The sequence below is a fragment of the Staphylococcus sp. 11262D007BW genome, from assembly GCF_053547815.1.
Genome location: NZ_JBPWPJ010000001.1, coordinates 462,822 through 484,973 on the forward strand (window position 1 = coordinate 462,822; position 22,152 = coordinate 484,973).

Sequence of the window (22,152 nt, forward strand, 5' to 3'; positions counted from 1 at the left end):
TAAACGAAACAAAGGAGGAATTTCAATGATTTTAGGATTAGCGTTAATTCCATCAAAAGACTTCCAAGATGAGGTCAATGCGTATCGTAAACGTTATGACAAACACTTTACTAAAATTAAGCCACATATTACGATTAAAGGTCATTTCGAAGTAGATGATCAAGATTTAGAAAAAGTTAAATCAGAAATTCAAAACCGTTTAGAAGGGGCTAAAGCTGTCGACGTACATGCGACAAAAGCATCTAATTTTGCACCAACTACAAATGTGATTTATTTCAAAGTCGAAAAAAATGACGGATTAGATGATTTATTTAAACGATTTGATACTGAAGATTTTTATGGTACAGCTGAACATCCATTTGTACCTCACTTTACAATTGCACAAGGATTAACAAGTCAAGAATTTGAAGATATTTATGGACAAGTTCGCTTAGCAGGAGTAGATCACAAAGAAACAATTGATGTATTATCACTTATGAAGTTTAATGAAGACGACGATCGTTGGGAAGAAATCGAAACATATCATTTAAGCTAGAAAGTTGTTTAAAGCGTTATATCTATACAAAAAGACGGGTCAATATTGACCCGTCTTTTTTTAGGTTAAGTGACGTTATTATATTTTTTCCATAATACCGAGTGCTGAGAAGATAATAGCTACAATAATAACGATGAAGATAGCACGTGTAGAATTCATTTTCTTACGTCCTAGTAACCAATAAACACCAAATACAACTGCTAATGGTAATAATTTTGGCAGAATCATATCGGCATTTTCCTTAAAGTTAATAGTTACATCCCCAATAGTAGGTTCAAAGGCGAATTGTACACGAATCATTGTAGCAACGAGTGCGCCAACCATGAATACACCCATGAGTGTGGCTGCATTTGTCAGTGATTCTAAACGGTGTTGCATCGTCGTTACAAGAGAAATACCTTCTTTATATGCGAATGGTAATTGTTGCCATCTGAATCCAATAATGAATAAAATAGCAACGAACCAAAGGATAATACCAAATGGATTTCCATCTGAAGCCATATTTGCCGCAATGGCACCGAAAATGGTTGGTACAAGGGAGCCGAAAATGGCGTCACCTACAGCGGCGAAAGGTCCCATTAAACCAACTTTAATCCCTTTCACTGAATCTTTCGAACGATATTGTTCTTCTTCTTCCATGGCTAAGTCGATACCTGTAATGATCGTGTTAAAATAGTTACTTGTATTAAAGAACTGAGCGTGGGTGCGCATCATTTCTTTTAATTCTGGTGTGTCATCTCCGTAAATTTTACGTAACTGTGGGAGAATTGTAAAAAGATAACCAGACCCTTGCATACGTTCGTAGTTCCAACCCCATTGGAAAAAGAATAGACTTCGGAGGTTGATTTGACGGAAATCTTTTTTAGTTAATTGATACGGTGTGCTCGGTGGTGTGCCTTTAAGTGATTCATCTTGAAACGGATCGCTAAGTGTTAATTTATCTTTTTTGTTGTCTTTTTTAGAGTTCGTCATCATCAATTTCCCCCTCATCTATTGCAGATTGTTGATTATTCGTATCATTTTGACCTCGGCTTTGAGTACTTGAAGCGGTTTGTTGGTTACGTTGATAAGATAATGCGGCTAAACTGAAACCAATTAATGCCACTGCTAACATTGGTAATGGACTAAACACTGTTGTGAATTTGTCATCTAAGCCAGCAACTGCTTCGCCTAAACCAGTTAATCCACCGTAGATAGAAGCGAATAGTGCCGTAATAATAAATCCAAGGATAAAGTATGGATAATGACGTTTTAAAGGTAAGTATTTAAGTAAAATAGCGAAACCTACTGCTGGAAGAAGGGCACCAGCAAGTGTTAAACCGTCACCTAGCCATTTTAAATCAGTGTTTAAATAATCTACGACTGGACGTACGATACTGCTACCAAATGATAAAGCTAAAAAGACGGGTAGGGCACGTGATAGAGACCAAGGAATCATCCCGTATAAAAAGTTTCGTTCGATGCCTTTGTAATCCATCTTTTCAATTTTGCTATCGATACGATGTGCGAAAAATGTATTTGTGAAACGTGCAAGTATATCTGTTTGAATCATTAAACTTGCTACAGGAACCCCTAATGTAGCGAGTGCTTGTTGAGGATTCATACCAATTGCGACAGAAAAGGCAACAGCTAAGACTGTACCAGAGTTGGCATCAATATGAGAAGCACCACCAAATGTACCTACACCTAAAATCGTTAATTGCATCCCGCCACCGATAATGAGGCCGGTTGTTACATCTCCCATAACAAGTCCGGTAATCAATCCTGCCATAACCGGTTGTGCTAAAAATCCAAATGATAGGTTATCTAAAATTTGAATTCCAGCATAAATTGTAAGTAGTAAAATTTGCCACCATAAAATGTCCATGCTTTCCACTCCCTTATAATTAATATGATAACGCTTACATTTTAGCGTAAATAACATCGTAAAAATGATGATTTTCGTGGTCTGAAATAAAATCTGCAGTATTTCAAAGCCATTGAGTTAATCATTAAAAGGTTGGGATAAAAGGGTGCTAAAATGCGTTTTGTTGTGCTCTTGATTATCCCAGCCAGTGATATTAATGAGCATTATTGATTTGAACGCAATGCGTTAATTTTAGTCGTTAAATGCTCAAGTGTTGGTTTTGTAGAAGATAATATTTGAAGTTCTCCATTTTTGACAAAGCCTTCCTCACGATCTGATAATACTTCAATTAAATGAGATTTGAGTGTCTCTTTAATAGACTGATAAGCCTCTTCGTTAATCAAGTTATGCTTTTCATGAGGATCTTCTTTGTAGTTGAAGAGTTGTTCAATACCTCTAACGGGATACCAAATATATTTCCATTCGTCATTAATAATATATTGATTTGAATCTTTACCAAAGCTATGCTCACCATGTAAAAATGAACGTGTTTCAAAATGTTCATCGTAAAGGGCAGGTTTTAAACTTTTTCCATCGATATGTTGAGGAATATCAATATTTGCTAAGTCTAAAAGCGTTGGATAAATGTCTCTTAATTCTGCAATTTGATGTAAGTCTTTATATGTACCTTTTAAAATGTCGCCCTTATCGTAAATCATCATTGGAATATGGATACTACCTTGATATGGATATGCTTTTCTAAATAAATTGTGTTCTCCGAGTTGATCTCCATGGTCAGATACAAAGAGAATTAGCGTATTTTTCGCAATACGTTGTTCATTTAAAGCAATCATAAAGCGACCAATTTGATGATCGATATGCGTAATATTTCCATAATAACCAGCGCGCATACGATCTAAATCATGCTTACTATAGTGTCCTTTTTTAGCAGTAATATTAAACGGTAATGTTTCTTCAATGTCTTTCCAATCACCTAGTTGAATTTCTGGAAACTCATCTTTTAAATCCATATACATATCGAAATAGTATTGTGGTGGATTGAGCGGTGGGTGTGGACGAGTAAACGATAAATTTAAAAAGAAAGGTTGTTCAGGGTCTCTTTTTTGTAAAAATCGAATGCCTTCATTCACTACCCAATTAGTTGGATGATATTTTTCTTCATACATCCAAGGGCGTGCTACCCATGAGTTTGGTTCTAGACCATCATCTGTGAGGTCGGCTTGATGACCTAATTGCTCTTTTAACCACACTAGATAATCGTCGACAAATTCAAAATTTTTACCATAAGGTTCGGTATACTTTCTAGCTTCATGGAGATAACCGTCATGAAGCATGACATGTTCAAAGCCAATCCGTTTACGTTCAGGCGTAACATGAAGTTTACCAATTGCTTCAGTTTGATAGCCTGCTGCTTTAAAACTATCAGCCATAAATTGATCGTATACCCAATCTACGTTATCTTCATAACCTACACGGCCATGATTGACTTGGTTTAAGCCAGTCATTAATGCAGCACGTGATGCGATACAGCTCGGTACAGAAGTGTACATCTGATTAAAATGGTACCCTTGATCAGCAAACATATCTAAATGCGGAGTGGATACGACAGGATGGTGATGATGTCCCAAAGTATCAAAACGTAATTGATCGACACAAATTAAAATAATGTTAGGTCGTTGTTGCATGAAATGGACTCCTTTCTTGATTTATTAATTTAAAAATAGCACGTTGGACTTATTATAACAATATAACCAGTTGGGGAGTGTTGAGGGAAGTCTAACAGGTCTAAATATAAAGTAGGTCAATAAATTAGCGCATTATAGCTTGTTATGAGAAGTTATAACAAGTTCATAAAAAAATATCGCATATGCTCAAAAATAAGGGCACATACGATATTTCAAATGATAATTTGACGGTTGACGTTATTAATGTGAGACTTTTCGTTTGGTAAGTAAAAAATAGACACCATAAAAAAGCGCTAAAAATATAATTAATAATGCCGCAAAATAAAAAGAAAAGATAGGATTACTTGTAAATTGAGAGATTTGGCCTCCAATAAAAGCACCAATCATGGCACCAAACCCTTGGATACTATTAAATACACCCCATGTTTCTTCTTGTTCGTTGACATTGATGAATCCTGCCATAAACGTATTCCATGCTGGTAATAGTAAACCATACAGTAAACCAATTAAAAACGCGATGATGCCCACAATAGCCATTTGAGTGATTAAAGTTAAAGAGAAAATTGAGCTACCATATAGAATGAATCCAATAAATATAACCCAATACATAAAGTGTACAGAATGTTTATCGATTAATTTAGATAAAAACAGCATGGAGCATGCGCAACCTAAGGCACCGATAATTAACGCAACAGTATATTCAATGGTAGAAACACCTACTATATTTAAAGCATACTGTGGTAAAACTGGAATCAATGCACTAATGGCAATCCCTTGAATTAATATCCCGGGAAATAAAATTAAATGACGCCGTGTCACACTAACAATTTGAGTTAACTGTTGGCGGACAGATTTAGTATTGTAAGAAGTGAGTTTTATCTTAACAAAGAAATATAACACAAAGGCAATACCGACACATAATGCCATTAAAAAGTTGTAATTAGTAGGGTGGATTCTAAAAATGAGATTCATACTAATCATTCCGATAATTAAACCAGCTAACCATGAAAAGTAGACATAGCCCATTTGTTTCCCACGTGAAGATTCTTCAACACTCGCAAGCATAATGACCCATATTGGACATACTGCAATCCCCAACATAATCGCACTTGCAATTAAAATAATCGGGGATAATGGGAATAGAATAACGAGTATTAAACTCGCCAAAGCAAGTAAAAATCCTAATGTTAATACAATTTTAGGTCCTAAACGTTTTAAAATAAAACCAATAACAAAGTTAGATAAAGCATCTGAAACGAAATGAATTGAAATTGCAGCGGAAGTAATACCGACAGCTATTGAAGTGGCTGTCGGTAGAATAGTAAGATAACTTAGCACATACATGCCTCGCGCAAATTCCATCAAAAATAAGATGACAAGCATGATGTAAAAACTTTTTTGATAGTGATTGTTATTTGACGAGTAATTTGGCATATAAAGGAACCTTTCCGTAAACTTTTTCGTATCGAGATGCATCGTGTAATAAATCTAATAAGTCATTACATAATCTTTGAGTAGCGTGCGTAATACGTGATTCAGATAAATGAGTAACCATGTCTTGAATTAATTCGGGATGGCTTGTTAATTCGCTAACGATATCAATAGCTTCTGAAGGAGTATTGGCAATTCTGCCAAAGCCTTTTGCTTCAAAATAGTAAGCATTTTCCAGTTCTTGACCAGGTGCTGGATTAAGAAATATCATCGGTACTTTACGTGTGAAAGCTTCAGAAATAGTAATACCGCCTGGTTTGGTAAGCATAAGTTGACTGGATGCCATCCATTCATTCATGTGCTCTGTATAACCTAAGATGAGTACGCGTGGTTGATGTTTAAATGTAGCCGATAATTGTCGTTTTAATCCTTTATTGCGACCACAAATCATGACAACTTGTGCGTTAGGACTATCTTCAATCATACGTTGAATCATTTTATCGAACCCTTTTGAAACACCGAAAGCGCCAGCGGACATTAAAATCGTTTGTTTTTCTGGGTCTAAGCCATTTTGAGTTAACCATGAAGTCCGATCAATAGGCGTTTCAAATCGTTCAGAAATAGGGATACCTGTCACTTTAAGTTTATGACGAGGAATACCTGTAGCCGCAAATTCTTCTTTTAAATCCTCTGTTGCCAGATAATATCGCTCTGAAAAAGGTGTAATCCAGTTTTTATGTAAGCGATAATCAGTCATCACTGTAGCAATCGGAATATTCATTTTAAATTGCTCTGTTAAAACTGACATGACTGGTGTTGGGAAAGTCAATAAAATCAAATCTGGTTTCTCTTTAATCAGTAGATTTAACAATTTATTAAGGCCAAAGTATTTATAAAAGCATTTATCTAATTGATTCGGGCGGCTATAATAAAAAGCTTTGTACATATTTCGGAAGTACTTAAAGCTATTGATATACCATTTTTTACAAATCGTTGTTACAATAGGATGTGCTTCCAAAAATAAATCGTGTTGAATAACTGTAAGGTGATCCAAATTCATATGATTTAATTGTTCAACAATACTATTTGTGACTTGAATGTGACCATTACCAAATGATCCGGTAATAATCAAAATTTTCTTCTTTTCAGCTGCCATGTGCGCCACCCTCCATATCCATTTCAGCATCATCAATTCAAGGCTAGTGTACCGTAATCTATTTGTCGGTAAAAGGTCCTTTTTAAATCTTATTAAAAATTAAATAATGTTAAGGTAATATGTGTTTTGTAAATATCTATATGCCCTCAATCCAATCATAATGGTCATTGTAGGATTAGGCATATCTAATATTTAATCTTTTCCCTATTAGTATGCGTTTATTCATTCTATCATCTTAATATAATATAGATATGGATACAACAAATAACTTAAAGAAATATATTTTGCTAGAACACTTCAAAAAGTTGTATTTGATTCATATCGTTTAAATGTTATTTTTAGCAGAGAATTTGGTATGTATTTGTAAGGGGATAATCAAAAATTTTCATATTTTGAAATGAGGCTATCTTATAAAAAATGAGATGATGCTTTGTATCATTTAGAGCAAAAAGTGTATAATATACGAGTGTACTATAAAGGAGAGATACGTGTGAACGCTCAACAATTATTTGATCATATATTAATTAAACAAGTGATAGGGAATTTGGATAAAACGATTGAATCTATTACAACGGATTCACGTACAGCACAAAAGGGAAGCATCTTTGTCGCTTCTAAAGGTTATACAGTAGATAGCCATCGTTTTGTAGACAATGTGATTGAACAAGGGTGTGAAGTCGTTGTTGTGAATCGACAAATGGACGTAGATGCCGCTAAGGTTACGCAAGTGATTGTCCCTGATACTTTAAAAGTGGCCAGTCATCTTGCTCATCGTTTATATCATTTTCCAAGTCAACAATTAACGACCATTGGTGTGACTGGAACAAATGGTAAGACATCTATTGCTACGATGATCCATCACATTTATCGCCACTTAGGTAAAGGGAGTGCCTATTTAGGAACAAATGGCTTTCAATTAAATGAAACCATTACAAAAGGAGAAAATACTACGCCCGAAACCGTCTCATTAACGAAAAAAATCCACGAAGCGGTAGAAGCACATGCTGAGGCTATGACTTTAGAGGTGTCCTCACATGGTTTAGCATTAGGACGATTAAGTGGTGTGGAATTTGATGTCGCTATCTTTTCAAATTTAACGCAAGATCATTTAGATTTTCATGGCACAATGGAAGCATATGGTCATGCAAAATCATTATTATTTAGTCAATTAGGTCAAGATTTGACTAAAGATAAATATGCCATTATTAATAATGATGATGACTTTTCTACATATTTAAAAAGTGTGACGCCTTTTGAAACATTGACTTATGGAATCGAGACAGAGGCGCAATTTACAGCACGAAATATTAAAGAATCTTTACAAGGGGTGTCGTTTGATTTTGAAACGCCGTTTGGTACATTCCCAGTGAAGTCACCTTATGTTGGTCGCTTCAATATTTCAAATATTATGGCCGCTATTTTAGGTGTATGGGTTAAAGGTGCTTCAATGGAAGAGATTATCAATGTGGTAAAAGATTTAGAACCTGTTGAAGGACGTTTAGAGGTGCTTGATCCTAAACTACCGATTGATTTAATTATAGATTATGCGCATACCGCGGATGGCATGGACAAGTTAATCGATGCTGTTAAACCTTTCGTAAAGCAAAAATTAATTTTTCTTGTCGGTATGGCTGGCGAAAGAGATTTAACAAAAACCCCAGAAATGGGTCGTATCGCATCAAGAGCAGATTATGTCATTTTCACACCAGATAATCCAGCTAATGATGACCCAAAAATGTTAACGGCAGAACTTGCTAAAGGTGCGACACATCAAAACTATGTCGAATATACTGATCGCGCTGAAGGTATTCGTCATGCGATCGATGTAGCAGAACCAGGGGATACAGTGGTACTGGCTTCTAAAGGTAGAGAACCTTATCAAATTATGCCAGGTCACGTAAAGGTGCCTCACCGCGATGATTTAATCGGATTAGAAGCGGCATACCAAAAATTTGGAGGAGGCGAGCACAATGAAGATTAGAGAGAGTCATTCTGAAAGTTTTTCAGCCAAAGTATTCTTATATCATAACCAAAAAGAGGGTTATATTGTCGTGTCCATTCCTGATATATTTTGGTCAATGGCAATTGATGATGAAGTATATGGTGAAGCATTAACGGATCAACTGATGATTCATTTATATAATAATTTAGATGAAAAAGAAGCACATGAGTTAGCTTTAAGAATTACACAATGGATACAAGAAGTTTAAATTTAAAGGAGCGTATATATGAGCATAAAGAAGGAAGTTGAATCGCGTAAAACGTTTGCGATTATTTCACACCCGGATGCGGGGAAAACCACTTTAACTGAGAAATTACTGTATTTTAGTGGCGTTATTCGTGAAGCTGGAACAGTTAAAGGTAAAAAAACAGGGAAATTTGCGACAAGTGACTGGATGAAAGTGGAACAAGAACGTGGTATTTCCGTAACAAGTTCAGTTATGCAATTCGATTATGATAACTATAAAATTAATATTTTAGATACACCCGGACACGAGGACTTTTCAGAAGATACGTATCGTACACTAATGGCTGTGGACAGTGCAGTCATGGTCATTGACTGTGCCAAAGGGATTGAACCACAAACTTTAAAACTGTTCAAAGTATGTAAAATGAGAGGTATTCCAATCTTTACCTTTATTAATAAATTAGACCGTGTAGGTAAAGAGCCTTTTGAATTACTAGATGAAATTGAATCTACATTAGGTATTGAAACTTATCCGATGAACTGGCCAGTAGGTATGGGTCAAAACTTCTTCGGCATTATCGATCGAAAAACACGTACGATCGAGCCATTTCGTGATGAAGAAAATGTGTTACACATTAATGATGATTTCGAATTAGAAGAGTCACATCCAATATCAGATGACAGTGCTTTTGAACAAGCTATTGAGGAATTAATGCTTGTTGAAGAAGCGGGGGAAGATTTTGATGTAGATGCCTTAATGCAAGGTGATTTAACCCCTGTATTTTTCGGCTCAGCACTGGCAAACTTTGGTGTACAAAACTTTTTAAATGCTTATGTGGATTATGCACCTATGCCTCATTCTCGCCAAACAGAAGAAGATATCGATGTAAGTCCATTTGATGAGACGTTTTCAGGATTTATCTTTAAAATTCAAGCTAACATGGACCCTAAACATCGCGACCGTATTGCTTTTATGCGTGTGGTCAGTGGTGCTTTTGAACGTGGAATGAATGTGAAATTACAGCGCACGGGTAAAAGTCAAAAAATTACACGTTCGACAAGCTTTATGGCTGATGACAAAGAAACAGTCAATCATGCGGTTGGAGGAGACATTATTGGTTTATATGACACTGGAAATTATCAAATTGGAGATACATTAGTAGGTGGTAATCAAAAATTCCATTTCAAGGCATTACCACAGTTTACACCAGAAATATTTATGAAAGTGTCTCCTAAAAATGTAATGAAACAAAAACACTTCCATAAAGGTATTGAGCAACTTGTGCAAGAAGGCGCGATTCAATACTATAAATCTCCTCATACTAACCAAATCATTTTAGGTGCTGTGGGTCAACTTCAATTCGAAGTATTTGAGCATCGCATCAAAAATGAATACAATGTCGACGTTGTGATGGAACCGGTTGGTAAGAAAATTGCACGTTGGATTGAAAATGAAGAAGATATTCAAGAAAAAATGAATACAAGTCGTTCTATTCTTGTAAATGACCGATACGATAATAAAGTATTCCTATTTGAAAATGATTTTGCGACACGCTGGTTTGAAGAGAAGTTTCCAGAAATTAAATTATATAGTCTTTTATAACTTGGAAATTTAGCATAAATAATTGTTTTTATATTAGGATATTGGGTATAATGTCTATAACATTATTAAATACCTATGACATAGTGTGTCAGAGGGGAGTAACTTGATTAACGTTTGAGACGTTAATAACGTTTTGTCGTCATTACGAAGAAGCAGATTCTTCCGGTAAAACGGGCATTCTATTATGCTAAGTGAGACCTTTGCTAATAAGTTAGCATAGGTCTCTTTAATTATGTCAAAAAGGATTGTTATAGATTTGATAGCGTTCTATTTTAATGTTTTCATTGGAATTAATAACAATCTATGTCCTGTTTAAAAATAAGGAGTTGAATAGTAGATGGATCCGAGTTTATTGTTATCGTATGGTTGGGTTGTTTTAGTACTGGCCTTTTTAGAAGGTTTGCTTGCTGCTGACAACGCAATTGTAATGGCTGTCATGGTCAAACATTTACCACCTAAACAACGTAAAAAAGCTTTATTTTACGGTTTATTAGGTGCTTTCGTATTTCGCTTTATCGCGTTATTCTTAATTAGTATTTTAGCTAATTTCTGGTGGATTCAAGCCATTGGTGCAATTTATTTATTATATATGTCTGGTAAGAACTTATATGACTTTTTTAAACATAAAGATGAACATGAGTCACAACCTGATAATGATGATCATCACTATGACGAATCAGGTGAAGAAAAAGAAGTTGACGCTAAATCATTCTGGTTTACAGTGGCTAAGGTAGAATTTGCGGACATTGCATTCGCTATTGATTCTATGCTAGCTGCTCTAGCCATTGCTGTTACATTACCTGCTGTAGGTATTCATTTTGGCGGTATGGATTTAGGCCAATTTTTAGTAATGCTAATAGGTGGTCTCATTGGTGTCATACTGATGCGTTTTGCTGCAACATTCTTTGTGGAATTACTTAATAAGTATCCTGGTTTAGAAGTTGCTGCCTTTGCCATTGTAGGTTGGGTAGGTATTAAGTTGGTTGTGTTAGTACTTGCTCATGAAGATGTGGGCTTAATTCCAGAAGACTTCCCACACTCAGCGATATGGCAAATTATTTTCTGGGCTGTTATGATTGGCCTTGTATTAATAGGTTGGTTTACTTCAGTTATCCAGAACAAAAAGAAAGATCATTCATCATAATTAAAAATAGTAATGATATAACATGCTCTGAGATTCCGATGGTTGTTTCTCAGAGCATTTTTAGTGATATAGGTTGATAAGGTGGCAATGATTAAAAACGATCAAATCGTGTCATATCATAATACTTACAGTTTTTAAAAATTGTGAGTATGATACGAGAAGTTTTTCGTTTTATAGAAAAAAATTACAGAAATTTGCACCATGATATGTCATAATAGAAAGAAAGATAGCTAGAGGAGGGACCATGTGATGACGAATGACAAAAAACATGTGATTCCAAGGCGACAATATAAAAGAAAACGCCGAGAGTTTTTTCATAATGAAGAGCGTGAACAGCGTATTCAAGCTCAAAAAGAGGCTGAAGCGCTAAAAGCTGAAAAAGAGCGCGCACAAGAAAAAAATAATGCAGAACGTGTTAAAGATAATTTACGAAAAGCACGTGTTGAAAAAATCACACATGATGAATATGAAAAAGGAAAATCAACACAAGATAAATCATTACTAGCACAATTATTTGGTGATGAAGATACTGCATCGACACAAAATAAACAATCTGAAGAAGCCAAAAAAGAATCACGATTACAGCATGATTTATACAAACAACAAGCACAACATATTCAACAATCTCAACAGCTTAATCATGAAAAGGCTAAACAAACAGAGTCGACAGAAAATGTTGATGATGAAACACAAGCATCTGAAACGGATAAAACATCAGAACCTATTCATCAATACTCTAATCGTCAAGATTGGACTACAAAAATCACTGCTTTTATTAGTAAAGAATGGGCGAAGATTTTGATTGTTTTAGCTGCTTTACTTATTATTATTTTACTTTTTGCTATTTTTAATAACGTAAACAAAAGTGATAAAGATACTACAGACACAGCACAGGCACAAAATAAAACAGAAACGACAACCATGAAAAATGCAAATGCAGCTGTGAAGTCTGTCGTCTCAATTGAAAATAATACAACAAACACTCCTAAAACGGTTGATGATGTTGAAGCACAAACTCAAAAAGAAAATGATAGTGGCTCTGGTGTCGTCTACAAAGAAGTAGACGACATTCTTTATATTTTGACAAATGCTCATGTTGTAGGGGATCGAAAAACACATGAACTAACATATGATAAAACGCATAAAGTAACGGGAAAAGTAATTGGTACAGATCCTTGGACAGATATCGCGGTATTAACAGTGAAAAAGCCTAAAAATGATAAATTACAACCATTCAAACTAGGTGATTCTAGTCAACTGACGCTAGGCGAACCTGTAATTGTCGTTGGGAACCCTATAAGTTTAGATTTTCAAAATACAGTAGGAGAGGGCATCGTTTCTGGTTTAGATCGAAATGTACCAGTTGATATTGATAAAGATAACCGCTATGATATATTAATGCATTCTTTTCAAGTAGATGCGCCCATTAATCCCGGCGATTCAGGCGGTGCAATTGTTGATCAAAATGGCCAATTAATTGGTATTGCTTCGTTAAAAATTAGTATGCCTAATGTAGAAAATATGGCTTTTGGCATTCCAATCAATGAGGCTGTAAAAGTGGCTAAACTACTTGAAAAAGATGGAGAGATTAATCATCCAAATACACAGATTCAACTTCAAAATGTTACTGATATTGATGAAAACACAAAACAGAATTACACTATAGATAATCAACTTGATAAAGGTGCTGTTGTATTAAATATGAAGGACAACAGTCCAGCACAAAATAGTGATTTAAAAATTGGTGATGTCATCATAGCAGTAGATGGTAAGTCCATTCAAAACGCGTTGGAATATAGACAAAAGATATTTCGACACACTCAAAAACAACAACCCGTTAAATTAAAAGTATTAAGAGCAGGTCAGGAAAAAGAAATCTCATTTAAATTGAAATAATGTGAGGGTGAGAGGATTGTCGTTCGTTAAGCAACTCCTAAAAAAAGCAAGTCCTCAACAAGGAATTGTATTATATTACATTGCTGCGATTGTCGGTGCATTTTTATTACTTAATTTACCAGGGATACATAAACCTGGCATCTCTATAAAACCAATCGACACATTATTTGTAGCTGTATCTGGTGTGAGTGTGACAGGACTGACTCCTGTTAATATTTCAGAAACATACAATGCCTTTGGTTATGTCATCATATTAATTATTTTAAATATTGGTGGTATCGGCGTCATGGCAATAGGTACATTGCTATGGGTCGTGCTCGGTAAACGCATTGGCATTCGAGAGCGCCAGTTGATTATGTTAGATAACAATAAAAATTCAATGAGCGGTACAGTTAAATTGATTATCGATATTGTAAGAACGATTTTAGTCATTGAATTTGTTGGTGCATTATTTTTAACATTTTATTTTTATCAAGATTTACATAATATTAAACAAGCTGTTCTCCAAGGTGTATTTGTCTCTATTTCTGCGACGACAAATGGTGGTTTAGATATTACAGGGGACTCACTTATTCCATATGCCAGTGATTATTTTGTTCAAACGATTGTCATGTTTTTAATTGTGCTCGGTTCTATTGGTTTTCCTGTATTATTAGAAATCAAAGCCTACATTAAAAATCGGGTACCTAACTTTAGATTTACATTATTTACGAAAGTGACCACAGTCACCTATTTAATTATTTTAATTGCGGGTATTATAGGTATTTTATTTCTTGAAGGGAAGGGTGTTTTCGCGGGTGAAACCTGGCATAAAACACTGTTCTATAGTATGTTCCAGTCTGTAACTACAAGAAGTGCAGGATTACAGACTTTTGATGTCTCGCAATTTTCAGAAGCGACGAACTTATTTATGGGAGCACTCATGTTTATTGGGTCATCTCCAAGTTCGGTAGGTGGCGGGATACGCACAACGACTTTTGCGATTATAGTATTGTTTATTATCAACTATAAACCCAATGCTGAAAGATCCGCGATTCGCGTCTTTAATCGTGAAATTCATGTGCAAGATTTACAACGCTCATTTGCCGTTTTTACGATTGCGATTGTGTTAACATTCTTAGGTACATTTGTGATTTTAATCAACGAAAGTGCGGATATTTCTTTTATTAATATTTACTTTGAAGTCATGTCGGCATTTGGTACTTGCGGATTATCGACCGGTATAACAGGCGATTTAAGCTCTGTTTCTAAATGTGTATTAATGGTATTGATGTTTATCGGACGTGTTGGTTTAATTTCCTTCATTATTATGATGAGTGGTAATCGAGAGCCAGCAAAATACCATTATCCGAAAGAAAGTATTCAAATTGGATAGACATTACCATAGTGTGAAATGGGGTTACATTCCCGTTTCACACTTTTTTATGATAATCATTTTTAATCGATAGACGTGTCATTTAAGTAATATGTTAGAATGAATTTAATTAATTGCTAAGGTGAGGGTGGGTATAATGGTTAAACATGATGAGATAGATCTCCATATTTTAGCTACATCAGATATGCATAGCTATGTATTGAAAGAAAAAGAAGGTCCTAATATTTATCGAGCAGGTACTTATATCGAAAAAGTTAGAGAAAACCATCAAAATGTCATACTACTAGATAATGGAGGCAGTTTAGCGGGAAGTATTACTGCGTTCTATTATGCGATTATCGCACCCTATAAACGTCATCCGATGATTAAATTGATGAATGAACTAGAGTACGATGCTAGTGGTTTGAGTGCAAATGAATTTAAATTTGGTTTAGATTTTCTGAATCGTGCTGTAGCATTAGCGCGTTTTCCGTGGTTATCTTCCAATATTGAATACGCTATGACGAAAGAACCTTATTTTTCAACGCCTTATTTGATAAAAAACATTAATGGTTTGAAAGTAGGGGTGGTTGGATTAACTTCTGAAAGTCTAGTGAAAAATGAACACATTGAGATGGAAGATGATGTATTTGTCGAACGTACCACTTTAGCTGCCAAACGTTGGATAAGGTATATTTATGAAACAGAGTCGCCTGATTTTCTAATTGTATTGTATCATGGTGAACATTCAAAATTAGCCAGAGCTCAGCATTATGAAGAAACGAATACAGCTGAAAAAATAATTAGCCAAATGGGCATTACGGATGTCCTGATTACAGGCCATCAACATGAAACCATCATTGAACATGAAGGCAAAACGTTATTCGTCCAAGCAGGAGAAAACGCAGAAAATATCGTACATATAGCAGCAAAATTTAAGAAACGTAGAAATAGCTATGAATTATTAGACATTAAACCAGAAATTGTGGATCTATCACAATATGAAGAAAGCGACACATTATTAGCATTGACGCATTATGATCGTAAAGCGATCCGTAACTGGAGAGATACCCCGGTAACAACCGAGGAGGTTCAAGCAAGTTTTTCAGATTTTGAAGAAGTTTTAACACCGAATCATCCTTTTATACGCTTATTGCATGAGAGTGTAAATAATGCTTTGAACGCCTCTATTACATGTGTGCATCTTCCTTTACCAGATTCTGAAGGGTTAAAAGGGCCTTTAACTTATAAAGATATCTATCGTGCCTATCCACATCCTGATAAACCAATAGATGTCACATTAAAAGGACATCAAATTAAAGATTTAATTGAGGAAAGTGCTGCACACCTTCAAGAAGTGGATGGGACCATTCAAATTAAGAATATGGATCCTAGTTTGTATTTATTTTGGGATGGTTTTGATTATACAATTGACTTATCTCAACGTTTATATGAACGTGTGACACAATTTAGCTTACGACAAGACTACAGTTATCGTATCACGATGACCGATTATAGTTACCGTCATTATCGCTATTTATTAAACGGCGCAACCATTCATCATACGAGTGAAACAGTGATGCCTGAACGCATTGCTCGAGTGATTCAAACGCAATCAGAGCTTACTGATTCAACCGCTAATATCCACATTAAACAATTACATCACGATTATTAAGTGTTTTATTAATTGTAAATGTCATTCTTTCAACCTTAATAACATGTAGGTTGAAGGGATGACTTTTTTTGTTAAATGAATATATAATCATTTTAACTTTAAGAATATAAATAAGTGATTTTTGACAATTGTCGATAAATTTATATTTTTTGTTCTTAATATTGACAAAGTTTATATGTGAATTTATAATTTAATAGTTAGTTCAACTAACTAATAAGGGATTTCAACATCATAGATTGTCCGCCTAACTAGGACGAGGGGTATACTATAATAGTTAGTTCACCTAACTAATTGATGGAGGTGATTGTTTGGAAGACTTTTTCTCATTAACTTTGTCCATTTATAGACCTTATATAAAGAGGTTAGAACCTATATTAGAAAAAAATCAACTTAACGTAGCGAGATGGTTGATTTTAAAAGATATTTATTATCACCAACCTACTATTTTAGTAGATATAGCTAAACGTCGTTTTATCGAAAAATCAACAACGAGGCAAGTGCTGAAAATTTTTGAAGAACAAGATTTAATCTACGTCAAAGTAGATGAAAAAGATAAACGGCATAAAATTATTCGTCTAACACAAAAAGGTAACGATTTATTTAAAGAAACCAATCAACACGTGTTAGATTTAGACGCCTCATTATTAGACGGTGTGTCTTATGATGAAGAAACATATGAAAAAATATGTGCGTTTATTAAACAATTATTAAATAATACGAAAGAAGGTTAATTGCGTTTATGGAAAGTGTAGAGTCGAATAAATTATGGACGAAAGAGTTTATATTTAATTTCTTTATCAATTTCTTAGTGTTTTTATGTATGTATTTACTGATGGTCGTAATGGCTCAGTATACTGTAGACACATACAATGCTACTGATAGTATCGGTGGATTAGTTGCTGGTCTATTCGTTATCGGTTCATTAATTGGCCGATTTTTAACAGGTGGCTTAGTCGATAAGATTGGACCGAAAAAACTATTAATTATTGGATCCATCTTATTAGTGATTACGCAAGCTTTATATTTCATTGAAGGATCATTGATTTTCTTAATTTTAGTAAGACTTGTTAATGGTATGGCAACAGCTGTTGTGACAACAGCAACAGGTGCCATTGCCGGATACTTAACGCCTGAAAACCGAAAAGGTGAAGGTATTGCAATGTTCGGACTTAGTTTAATTGTTGGTGCAGCCATCGGACCATTCTTTGGTTTATACATTTCTGAACACTATTCAATGCAAGCTATCTTTACATTATGTATTATCATTGGTGTTATTAGTTTAATTAGTGTGTTCTTCTTAAAGGTTGATTTCAAAGCATCTCCTGAACAAGAACAAGAAGTACATTATGAAGCACCTAAAAAAGGTATTCACCGTGTACTTGCAACTGAAGTCATTCCAATCGGTATTGTTACATTATTAGTTGCGGTTGGATATTCTTCATTACTATCATTTATTCAATTCTTTGCTGAAGAAAGAAACTTTGAATCTATTTCAAGTTATTACTTTATCGTTTATGCGGTTGCAGCATTAGTTACACGTCCTGTAGCTGGTCGCTTAATGGATGAGTACACTGAAAGTCGAGTAGCTGTACCTTCATTCATCGCATTCGCACTTAGCTTATTATTATTAGGTATTACAAATTCACCATTCTTCTTCTTTGTTTCAGCTGTTTTAGCTGGTATTGGTTATGGTAACTTAGCTTCTACATTCCAAGCAGTAGCAGTTAAAATCGTACCATTTAACAAAATTGGTTTAGCAACATCAACATTCTTCATTGGTTTAGATGTTGGTTTAGGCCTTGGACCATTCGTACTTGGTATCTTTACAGCTAGAATTGGTTATGCAAATATCTACATCATCATGGGTATTTTAATGGCATTAACACTAGTTGTTTATCATTTCGTACATCACCGTAAACTTGACAAAATTTATGGTAAAGAGATTGAAAAGCATTAAAAGGTGTGAAAAATATGAATCATTTTCTAAATGTAGCGCATCATAACATGAAAGTGAAATCATATGATGATGTCTACGCTGCTTATCAAATACCTTATGCGCACGATAATGGGCGATTTAAGGTTGCAACACCTTTAACTTTAGAGGATTTACCGGAAGAACTTGACTGCTCTGTAAGAGGGCCGGTTTTTCCGCAAAATCCTAACCGTTTAAGTAAAGTGATGGGCAAGGTTGAAGCGGAAAAATATCAATCCGAATCGGCATTTCATCTTAATATATTTAGTAAAGAAACCTTCGATCAAAAGCCAGTATTATTTTGGATACATGGTGGAGGTTGGTTAACAGGAGGAGGCGCATTGCCTTGGTACGATGGTCATGAATTAGTAGCGCAGCATGATGTAGTAGTCGTTACAATTAACTATCGTATTGGGGTATTAGGTGCCTTTTATCAAGATGACGCTTCAACTTATAATTTTGGAATGAACGATATTATACAAGCTTTAAAATGGACATATGAACATATAAAGCACTTCGGTGGTGAGCCCGAACGTATTACAGTAGGAGGGCAATCTGTAGGCGCATGGTATAGTGTAGCGCTGTTAGGTCTTCCTGATTTTTCTCGTTATGCTTCTCGTGTGTTACTTCACAGTTTTCCAGGCAATGTTTCACCTTTAGATAAGACGCAAGGTCATCAGTTAGCGTCACGATTTAAAACATTATTACAAGATGAAGATTTAACTACAGTAAATATTGAAAAGTTATTACAAGCTCAAGGGAAGCTAATGAAAGAAATTGTGGATACGTCTTATGCGATTATTCCAACCTCGTTTATTCCGATACATGATCATTTAAATTCAACAGAGGATTTCATACAACAAGCTGTGCATGCTTCGGCGGGTAAAGTGGATATTAAGGCGTATGTCACAGAAGATGAAACGACTGCTTTTTTAAATGGCGATAATGATGTCAGAGCGATTTTGTCGACGATGAAATCGGAATTTATGAAACCCACTTTGACTTTATTGGAGCAATTTCAACAACATGGTAGTCGTACGCAATTCGATGTGATTAAAGGTGGTAATCATCAATTTGGAGCAACACATTGCTTTGATTTACCACTATTATTTGGAAACTTTCAAAGTTGGAATAATGCGCCAATGTTAGACAATATAGATTGGAAAGCATATACCACTCAATCCAAAGCGGTGCAAAAAGCAGTCGTTGAATGGATGAATTAAAAAAAGACGCTGACGTTCTATTTAATAAAAACGTCAGCGTCTTTTTTGTTATGCATGGAAAATTAATAAAATCACAACTGCCACGATTTGCGCGACTGTGGTTGTAATAATTCGACGTGTATATGTGTAACTTAGTCCAAGGATAAGTTGACAAACAAAAATAAACAACACAATCCACCAACGGTCTAAATAAATAAAAAAGGAACTCGATAGTAATGCACCGATGACCACACCGATCCATGGTTTGTGTGTAATACGTGTTAGTTGTTTTTGCAAAATACTACGAATGTATAATTCATGACATGGCATAACAATCAATAATGTAATTAACATTTGCCATTTAAAATAGACACCTGTACGAGAAAGTTCTTTAATCAATGACTGATATGATAAATCGGTTGTAATGAATGCGAATAGCACTTGCACAAGTACTAACACAATACCTGTGCCAAGGCCAACAGCAATCGATGTGAGTAGACGTTTGGAGCTTAAATCTCTTTGATAAAAGACATAACTAATGGCAGCTATAAGCATAATACCTGTGTATAATTGCCAATAAACGCCGTGTTCACCCCACATAATAAGTAAAATAATATGAAAAGCAATAAAGCTAAGTATAAACCAAAGCAGCGGTTTGTTGATTTTTTTCATATAATCTTATCCTTTTTGTTCTACTATTTTATAACGCTTATGGTTAATGACTGTTTTTTCTGGTAAATCTAAGTCATTAAAGTTTTCCATAATTGTTAAGTCAACAATAACGGAATTATCATTGATTTTTTCAACTTTTCCTCTGATTCCATCATAAAATTCTACGATATCTCCTACTTCAGCAATTGTCATTAACAATTCCCCCTTAAGAAATGAACTAGCATATATTGTACTAAAATTTACAATTTAAATAAACGATTTACGCTTTTTTTAATTAAATCATCATATTATAAAGGTGAATGAAGGTGAATTATTGGAAAAATTGATAAAAGTATTGCATAACTAAAGTAAGAGATATGTTACGAAAGGAGTTAAACATAATGAAGTTTATCGATAACTTAAATCATACCGATCCGACGTTGAATCTAGCGATGGAAGAGTATGTGTTAAAAAACTTGCCAATGGATGATAATGAAAGTTATTTTCTATTTTATATTAATCGTCCATCTATTATTGTAGGTAAAAATCAAAATACGATCGAAGAGGTGCACCAACCTTATATTGAAGCACATGATATTGATGTCGTTAGACGTGTGTCTGGAGGCGGTGCGGTTTATCATGACTTCGGTAATTTAAACTTTAGTTTTATTACAAAAGATGATGGCGATAGTTTCCATAACTTTAAAAAATTTACCGAACCGATAGTTTCAGTATTACAACAACTTGGGGTAGATGCAGCGTTAACAGGCCGTAATGATATTCAAGTTGGAGATGCTAAAATTTCAGGTAATGCAATGGTTAAAGTAAAAGATCGTATGTTTAGTCACGGCACATTAATGCTAAATAGTGATTTAGAAGAAGTACAACATGCGTTGAGAGTCAATCCTGCTAAAATTAAATCTAAAGGGATCAAGTCAGTCAGAAAACGTGTAGCGAATATACAAGAATTTTTAGACGAACCGTTAGATATTGATCGATTTAAAGAAATCATCTTAAAACAGTTATTTGGTGATCAAGATGTTGAAACATATACGCTTTCTGAAGAAGAGTGGAAAGATATCGAACAATTGAGTAACCAAAAATATAGAACATGGGATTGGAATTATGGTAAAAATCCTAAATACAACTTTGAAAGGGAACAAAAATTTGATAAAGGATTCGTTCAAATTAAGTTTGATGTTAAAAAAGGGCGTATTGCGCATGCTAAAATATTTGGAGATTTCTTTGGTGAAGGAGATATCTCTGAATTAGAACAAAAATTGGAAAATGTATCTCATCAAAAACAAGCTATTCAAAAGGCGTTAGCTGATGTAGATATGTATTATTATTTCGGAGATATTGATAAAGAAGCACTTATTAATTTAATGGTTTAAAAAAGTAAGAAGGACAATTGCTTAATTTTAATGCATTGTCCTTCTTACTTTTTGATCGAGTGACTATAGGAATGACTACAGGAATTATTCAACGTATGTAACCTCCAATTTTAAATATTCGTTCGTATACTTTTGAAAAGCAGCTTCATTTTTGTCGAGAAGTGCTTGGTCAATTAATTGTTTAAGTTCTGCTTTGTGTTGTTTATTGAGTGCCTCTTCAATAATCATTTCAGCACCAAGTTGATTCACAGCCTGGACTGGATTGGCGGGTGCATTTTGTTTTAAATGAGTTTGATGTTTCATAAAAATCGCTCCTTTATATTTATCTAATTGGGATATTCAATAGTATAACGAATGTAAAAGAAAAATGCAATAAGTTTTCTGAATTTTTTAAGTTTT

At 34.6% G+C, this 22,152-nt stretch carries 20 protein-coding genes; 12 read left to right on the forward strand and 8 right to left on the reverse strand.

What is annotated here, in order from left to right; all coding sequences use genetic code 11:
* Positions 1-25 precede the first annotated feature (25 nt).
* Positions 26-535 (forward strand): 2'-5' RNA ligase family protein, encoded by a 510-nt coding sequence (locus ACEE93_RS02335; protein ID WP_449154741.1) that lies wholly within the window; start codon positions 26-28, stop codon positions 533-535.
* Between the two features lie 78 nt (positions 536-613).
* Here the strand turns inward: ACEE93_RS02335 and ACEE93_RS02340 are convergent, their stop codons facing one another.
* From ACEE93_RS02340 to ACEE93_RS02360, 5 genes are all read right to left on the reverse strand, one after another.
* Positions 614-1,507 carry a PTS system mannose/fructose/sorbose family transporter subunit IID gene (locus ACEE93_RS02340; protein ID WP_449154742.1) on the reverse strand — a complete coding sequence of 298 codons (894 nt, stop codon included), beginning with the start codon at positions 1,505-1,507 and terminating at the stop codon, positions 614-616.
* A complete protein-coding gene (locus ACEE93_RS02345) occupies positions 1,494-2,402 on the reverse strand; it encodes a PTS mannose/fructose/sorbose/N-acetylgalactosamine transporter subunit IIC (RefSeq protein ID WP_449154743.1) in 909 nt (302 codons plus the stop codon). Before ACEE93_RS02345 ends, ACEE93_RS02340 begins: the two co-directional genes overlap by 14 nt.
* Positions 2,403-2,605: 203 nt before the next feature.
* Complete coding sequence (locus ACEE93_RS02350; RefSeq protein WP_449154744.1) at positions 2,606-4,087, reverse strand: arylsulfatase; 1,482 nt, start codon at positions 4,085-4,087, stop codon at positions 2,606-2,608.
* 240 nt (positions 4,088-4,327) lie between these two features.
* Entirely contained in the window at positions 4,328-5,521 is a 1,194-nt protein-coding gene (gene ltaA / locus ACEE93_RS02355; RefSeq protein WP_449154745.1) for a lipoteichoic acid biosynthesis MFS flippase LtaA, read from the reverse strand.
* The gene (locus ACEE93_RS02360; RefSeq protein ID WP_449154746.1) at positions 5,499-6,674 is read right to left on the reverse strand and encodes a diglucosyl diacylglycerol synthase; all 1,176 of its coding nucleotides are present in this window, start codon (positions 6,672-6,674) and stop codon (positions 5,499-5,501) included. Before ACEE93_RS02360 ends, ltaA begins: the two co-directional genes overlap by 23 nt.
* Before the next feature lie 490 nt (positions 6,675-7,164).
* Here ACEE93_RS02360 and ACEE93_RS02365 point away from each other — a divergent pair, with 490 nt between their 5' ends.
* From ACEE93_RS02365 to ACEE93_RS02410, 10 genes are all read left to right on the forward strand, one after another.
* Entirely contained in the window at positions 7,165-8,655 is a 1,491-nt protein-coding gene (locus ACEE93_RS02365) for a UDP-N-acetylmuramoyl-L-alanyl-D-glutamate--L-lysine ligase (RefSeq protein WP_449156366.1), read from the forward strand.
* Entirely contained in the window at positions 8,645-8,884 is a 240-nt protein-coding gene (locus ACEE93_RS02370) for a YueH family protein (RefSeq protein WP_449154748.1), read from the forward strand. The genes ACEE93_RS02365 and ACEE93_RS02370 overlap by 11 nt, the downstream gene beginning before the upstream one ends.
* 18 nt (positions 8,885-8,902) lie before the next feature.
* The gene (locus ACEE93_RS02375; protein WP_449154749.1) at positions 8,903-10,465 is read left to right on the forward strand and encodes a peptide chain release factor 3; all 1,563 of its coding nucleotides are present in this window, start codon (positions 8,903-8,905) and stop codon (positions 10,463-10,465) included.
* A 337-nt stretch (positions 10,466-10,802) separates the two neighbouring features.
* On the forward strand, positions 10,803-11,609 hold the full coding sequence (locus tag ACEE93_RS02380; protein WP_449154750.1) for a TerC family protein: 807 nt from the start codon (positions 10,803-10,805) through the stop codon (positions 11,607-11,609).
* Positions 11,610-11,858: 249 nt separating this feature from the next.
* Positions 11,859-13,505 carry a trypsin-like peptidase domain-containing protein gene (locus tag ACEE93_RS02385; RefSeq protein ID WP_449156367.1) on the forward strand — a complete coding sequence of 549 codons (1,647 nt, stop codon included), beginning with the start codon at positions 11,859-11,861 and terminating at the stop codon, positions 13,503-13,505.
* Between the two features lie 16 nt (positions 13,506-13,521).
* Positions 13,522-14,880: a TrkH family potassium uptake protein gene (locus ACEE93_RS02390; protein ID WP_449154751.1), complete on the forward strand. Its 1,359-nt coding sequence runs from the start codon at positions 13,522-13,524 to the stop codon at positions 14,878-14,880.
* 136 nt (positions 14,881-15,016) lie between these two features.
* A complete protein-coding gene (locus ACEE93_RS02395) occupies positions 15,017-16,534 on the forward strand; it encodes a bifunctional metallophosphatase/5'-nucleotidase (RefSeq protein ID WP_449154752.1) in 1,518 nt (505 codons plus the stop codon).
* A gap of 332 nt (positions 16,535-16,866) precedes the next feature.
* Complete coding sequence (locus tag ACEE93_RS02400) at positions 16,867-17,265, forward strand: MarR family winged helix-turn-helix transcriptional regulator (RefSeq protein WP_449156368.1); 399 nt, start codon at positions 16,867-16,869, stop codon at positions 17,263-17,265.
* A gap of 8 nt (positions 17,266-17,273) precedes the next feature.
* The gene (locus tag ACEE93_RS02405; RefSeq protein WP_449154754.1) at positions 17,274-18,491 is read left to right on the forward strand and encodes an MFS transporter; all 1,218 of its coding nucleotides are present in this window, start codon (positions 17,274-17,276) and stop codon (positions 18,489-18,491) included.
* 14 nt (positions 18,492-18,505) lie between these two features.
* Complete coding sequence (locus tag ACEE93_RS02410; RefSeq protein WP_449156369.1) at positions 18,506-19,729, forward strand: carboxylesterase family protein; 1,224 nt, start codon at positions 18,506-18,508, stop codon at positions 19,727-19,729.
* Positions 19,730-19,777: 48 nt separating this feature from the next.
* On the opposite strand, the gene ACEE93_RS02415 is transcribed toward ACEE93_RS02410, so the two are convergent.
* On the reverse strand, positions 19,778-20,380 hold the full coding sequence (locus ACEE93_RS02415; RefSeq protein WP_449154757.1) for a CPBP family glutamic-type intramembrane protease: 603 nt from the start codon (positions 20,378-20,380) through the stop codon (positions 19,778-19,780).
* Positions 20,381-20,386: 6 nt separating this feature from the next.
* Positions 20,387-20,572: a YkvS family protein gene (locus tag ACEE93_RS02420; RefSeq protein ID WP_449154758.1), complete on the reverse strand. Its 186-nt coding sequence runs from the start codon at positions 20,570-20,572 to the stop codon at positions 20,387-20,389.
* 188 nt (positions 20,573-20,760) lie between these two features.
* Here ACEE93_RS02420 and ACEE93_RS02425 point away from each other — a divergent pair, with 188 nt between their 5' ends.
* Positions 20,761-21,753, forward strand: coding sequence for a lipoate--protein ligase (locus ACEE93_RS02425; RefSeq protein ID WP_449154759.1), 993 nt, complete (start codon positions 20,761-20,763; stop codon positions 21,751-21,753).
* Positions 21,754-21,837: 84 nt separating this feature from the next.
* Here ACEE93_RS02425 and ACEE93_RS02430 read toward each other — a convergent pair whose 3' ends face one another.
* The gene (locus ACEE93_RS02430) at positions 21,838-22,056 is read right to left on the reverse strand and encodes an IDEAL domain-containing protein (protein WP_449154760.1); all 219 of its coding nucleotides are present in this window, start codon (positions 22,054-22,056) and stop codon (positions 21,838-21,840) included.
* Positions 22,057-22,152: the final 96 nt, after the last annotated feature.

Coding starts and splice junctions, on each gene's coding strand:
- ACEE93_RS02335 (WP_449154741.1), top strand. CDS start 26: ATGATTTTAGGATTAGCGTTAATTCCATCAAAAGACTTCCAAGATGAG.
- ACEE93_RS02410 (WP_449156369.1), top strand. CDS start 18,506: ATGAATCATTTTCTAAATGTAGCGCATCATAACATGAAAGTGAAATCA.
- ACEE93_RS02350 (WP_449154744.1), bottom strand. CDS start 4,087: ATGCAACAACGACCTAACATTATTTTAATTTGTGTCGATCAATTACGT.
- ACEE93_RS02360 (WP_449154746.1), bottom strand. CDS start 6,674: ATGGCAGCTGAAAAGAAGAAAATTTTGATTATTACCGGATCATTTGGT.
- ACEE93_RS02420 (WP_449154758.1), bottom strand. CDS start 20,572: ATGACAATTGCTGAAGTAGGAGATATCGTAGAATTTTATGATGGAATC.
- ACEE93_RS02430 (WP_449154760.1), bottom strand. CDS start 22,056: ATGAAACATCAAACTCATTTAAAACAAAATGCACCCGCCAATCCAGTC.
- ACEE93_RS02340 (WP_449154742.1), bottom strand. CDS start 1,507: ATGACGAACTCTAAAAAAGACAACAAAAAAGATAAATTAACACTTAGC.
- ACEE93_RS02370 (WP_449154748.1), top strand. CDS start 8,645: ATGAAGATTAGAGAGAGTCATTCTGAAAGTTTTTCAGCCAAAGTATTC.
- ACEE93_RS02380 (WP_449154750.1), top strand. CDS start 10,803: ATGGATCCGAGTTTATTGTTATCGTATGGTTGGGTTGTTTTAGTACTG.
- ACEE93_RS02345 (WP_449154743.1), bottom strand. CDS start 2,402: ATGGACATTTTATGGTGGCAAATTTTACTACTTACAATTTATGCTGGA.
- ltaA (WP_449154745.1), bottom strand. CDS start 5,521: ATGCCAAATTACTCGTCAAATAACAATCACTATCAAAAAAGTTTTTAC.
- ACEE93_RS02415 (WP_449154757.1), bottom strand. CDS start 20,380: ATGAAAAAAATCAACAAACCGCTGCTTTGGTTTATACTTAGCTTTATT.
- ACEE93_RS02385 (WP_449156367.1), top strand. CDS start 11,859: ATGACGAATGACAAAAAACATGTGATTCCAAGGCGACAATATAAAAGA.
- ACEE93_RS02395 (WP_449154752.1), top strand. CDS start 15,017: ATGGTTAAACATGATGAGATAGATCTCCATATTTTAGCTACATCAGAT.
- ACEE93_RS02425 (WP_449154759.1), top strand. CDS start 20,761: ATGAAGTTTATCGATAACTTAAATCATACCGATCCGACGTTGAATCTA.
- ACEE93_RS02375 (WP_449154749.1), top strand. CDS start 8,903: ATGAGCATAAAGAAGGAAGTTGAATCGCGTAAAACGTTTGCGATTATT.
- ACEE93_RS02405 (WP_449154754.1), top strand. CDS start 17,274: ATGGAAAGTGTAGAGTCGAATAAATTATGGACGAAAGAGTTTATATTT.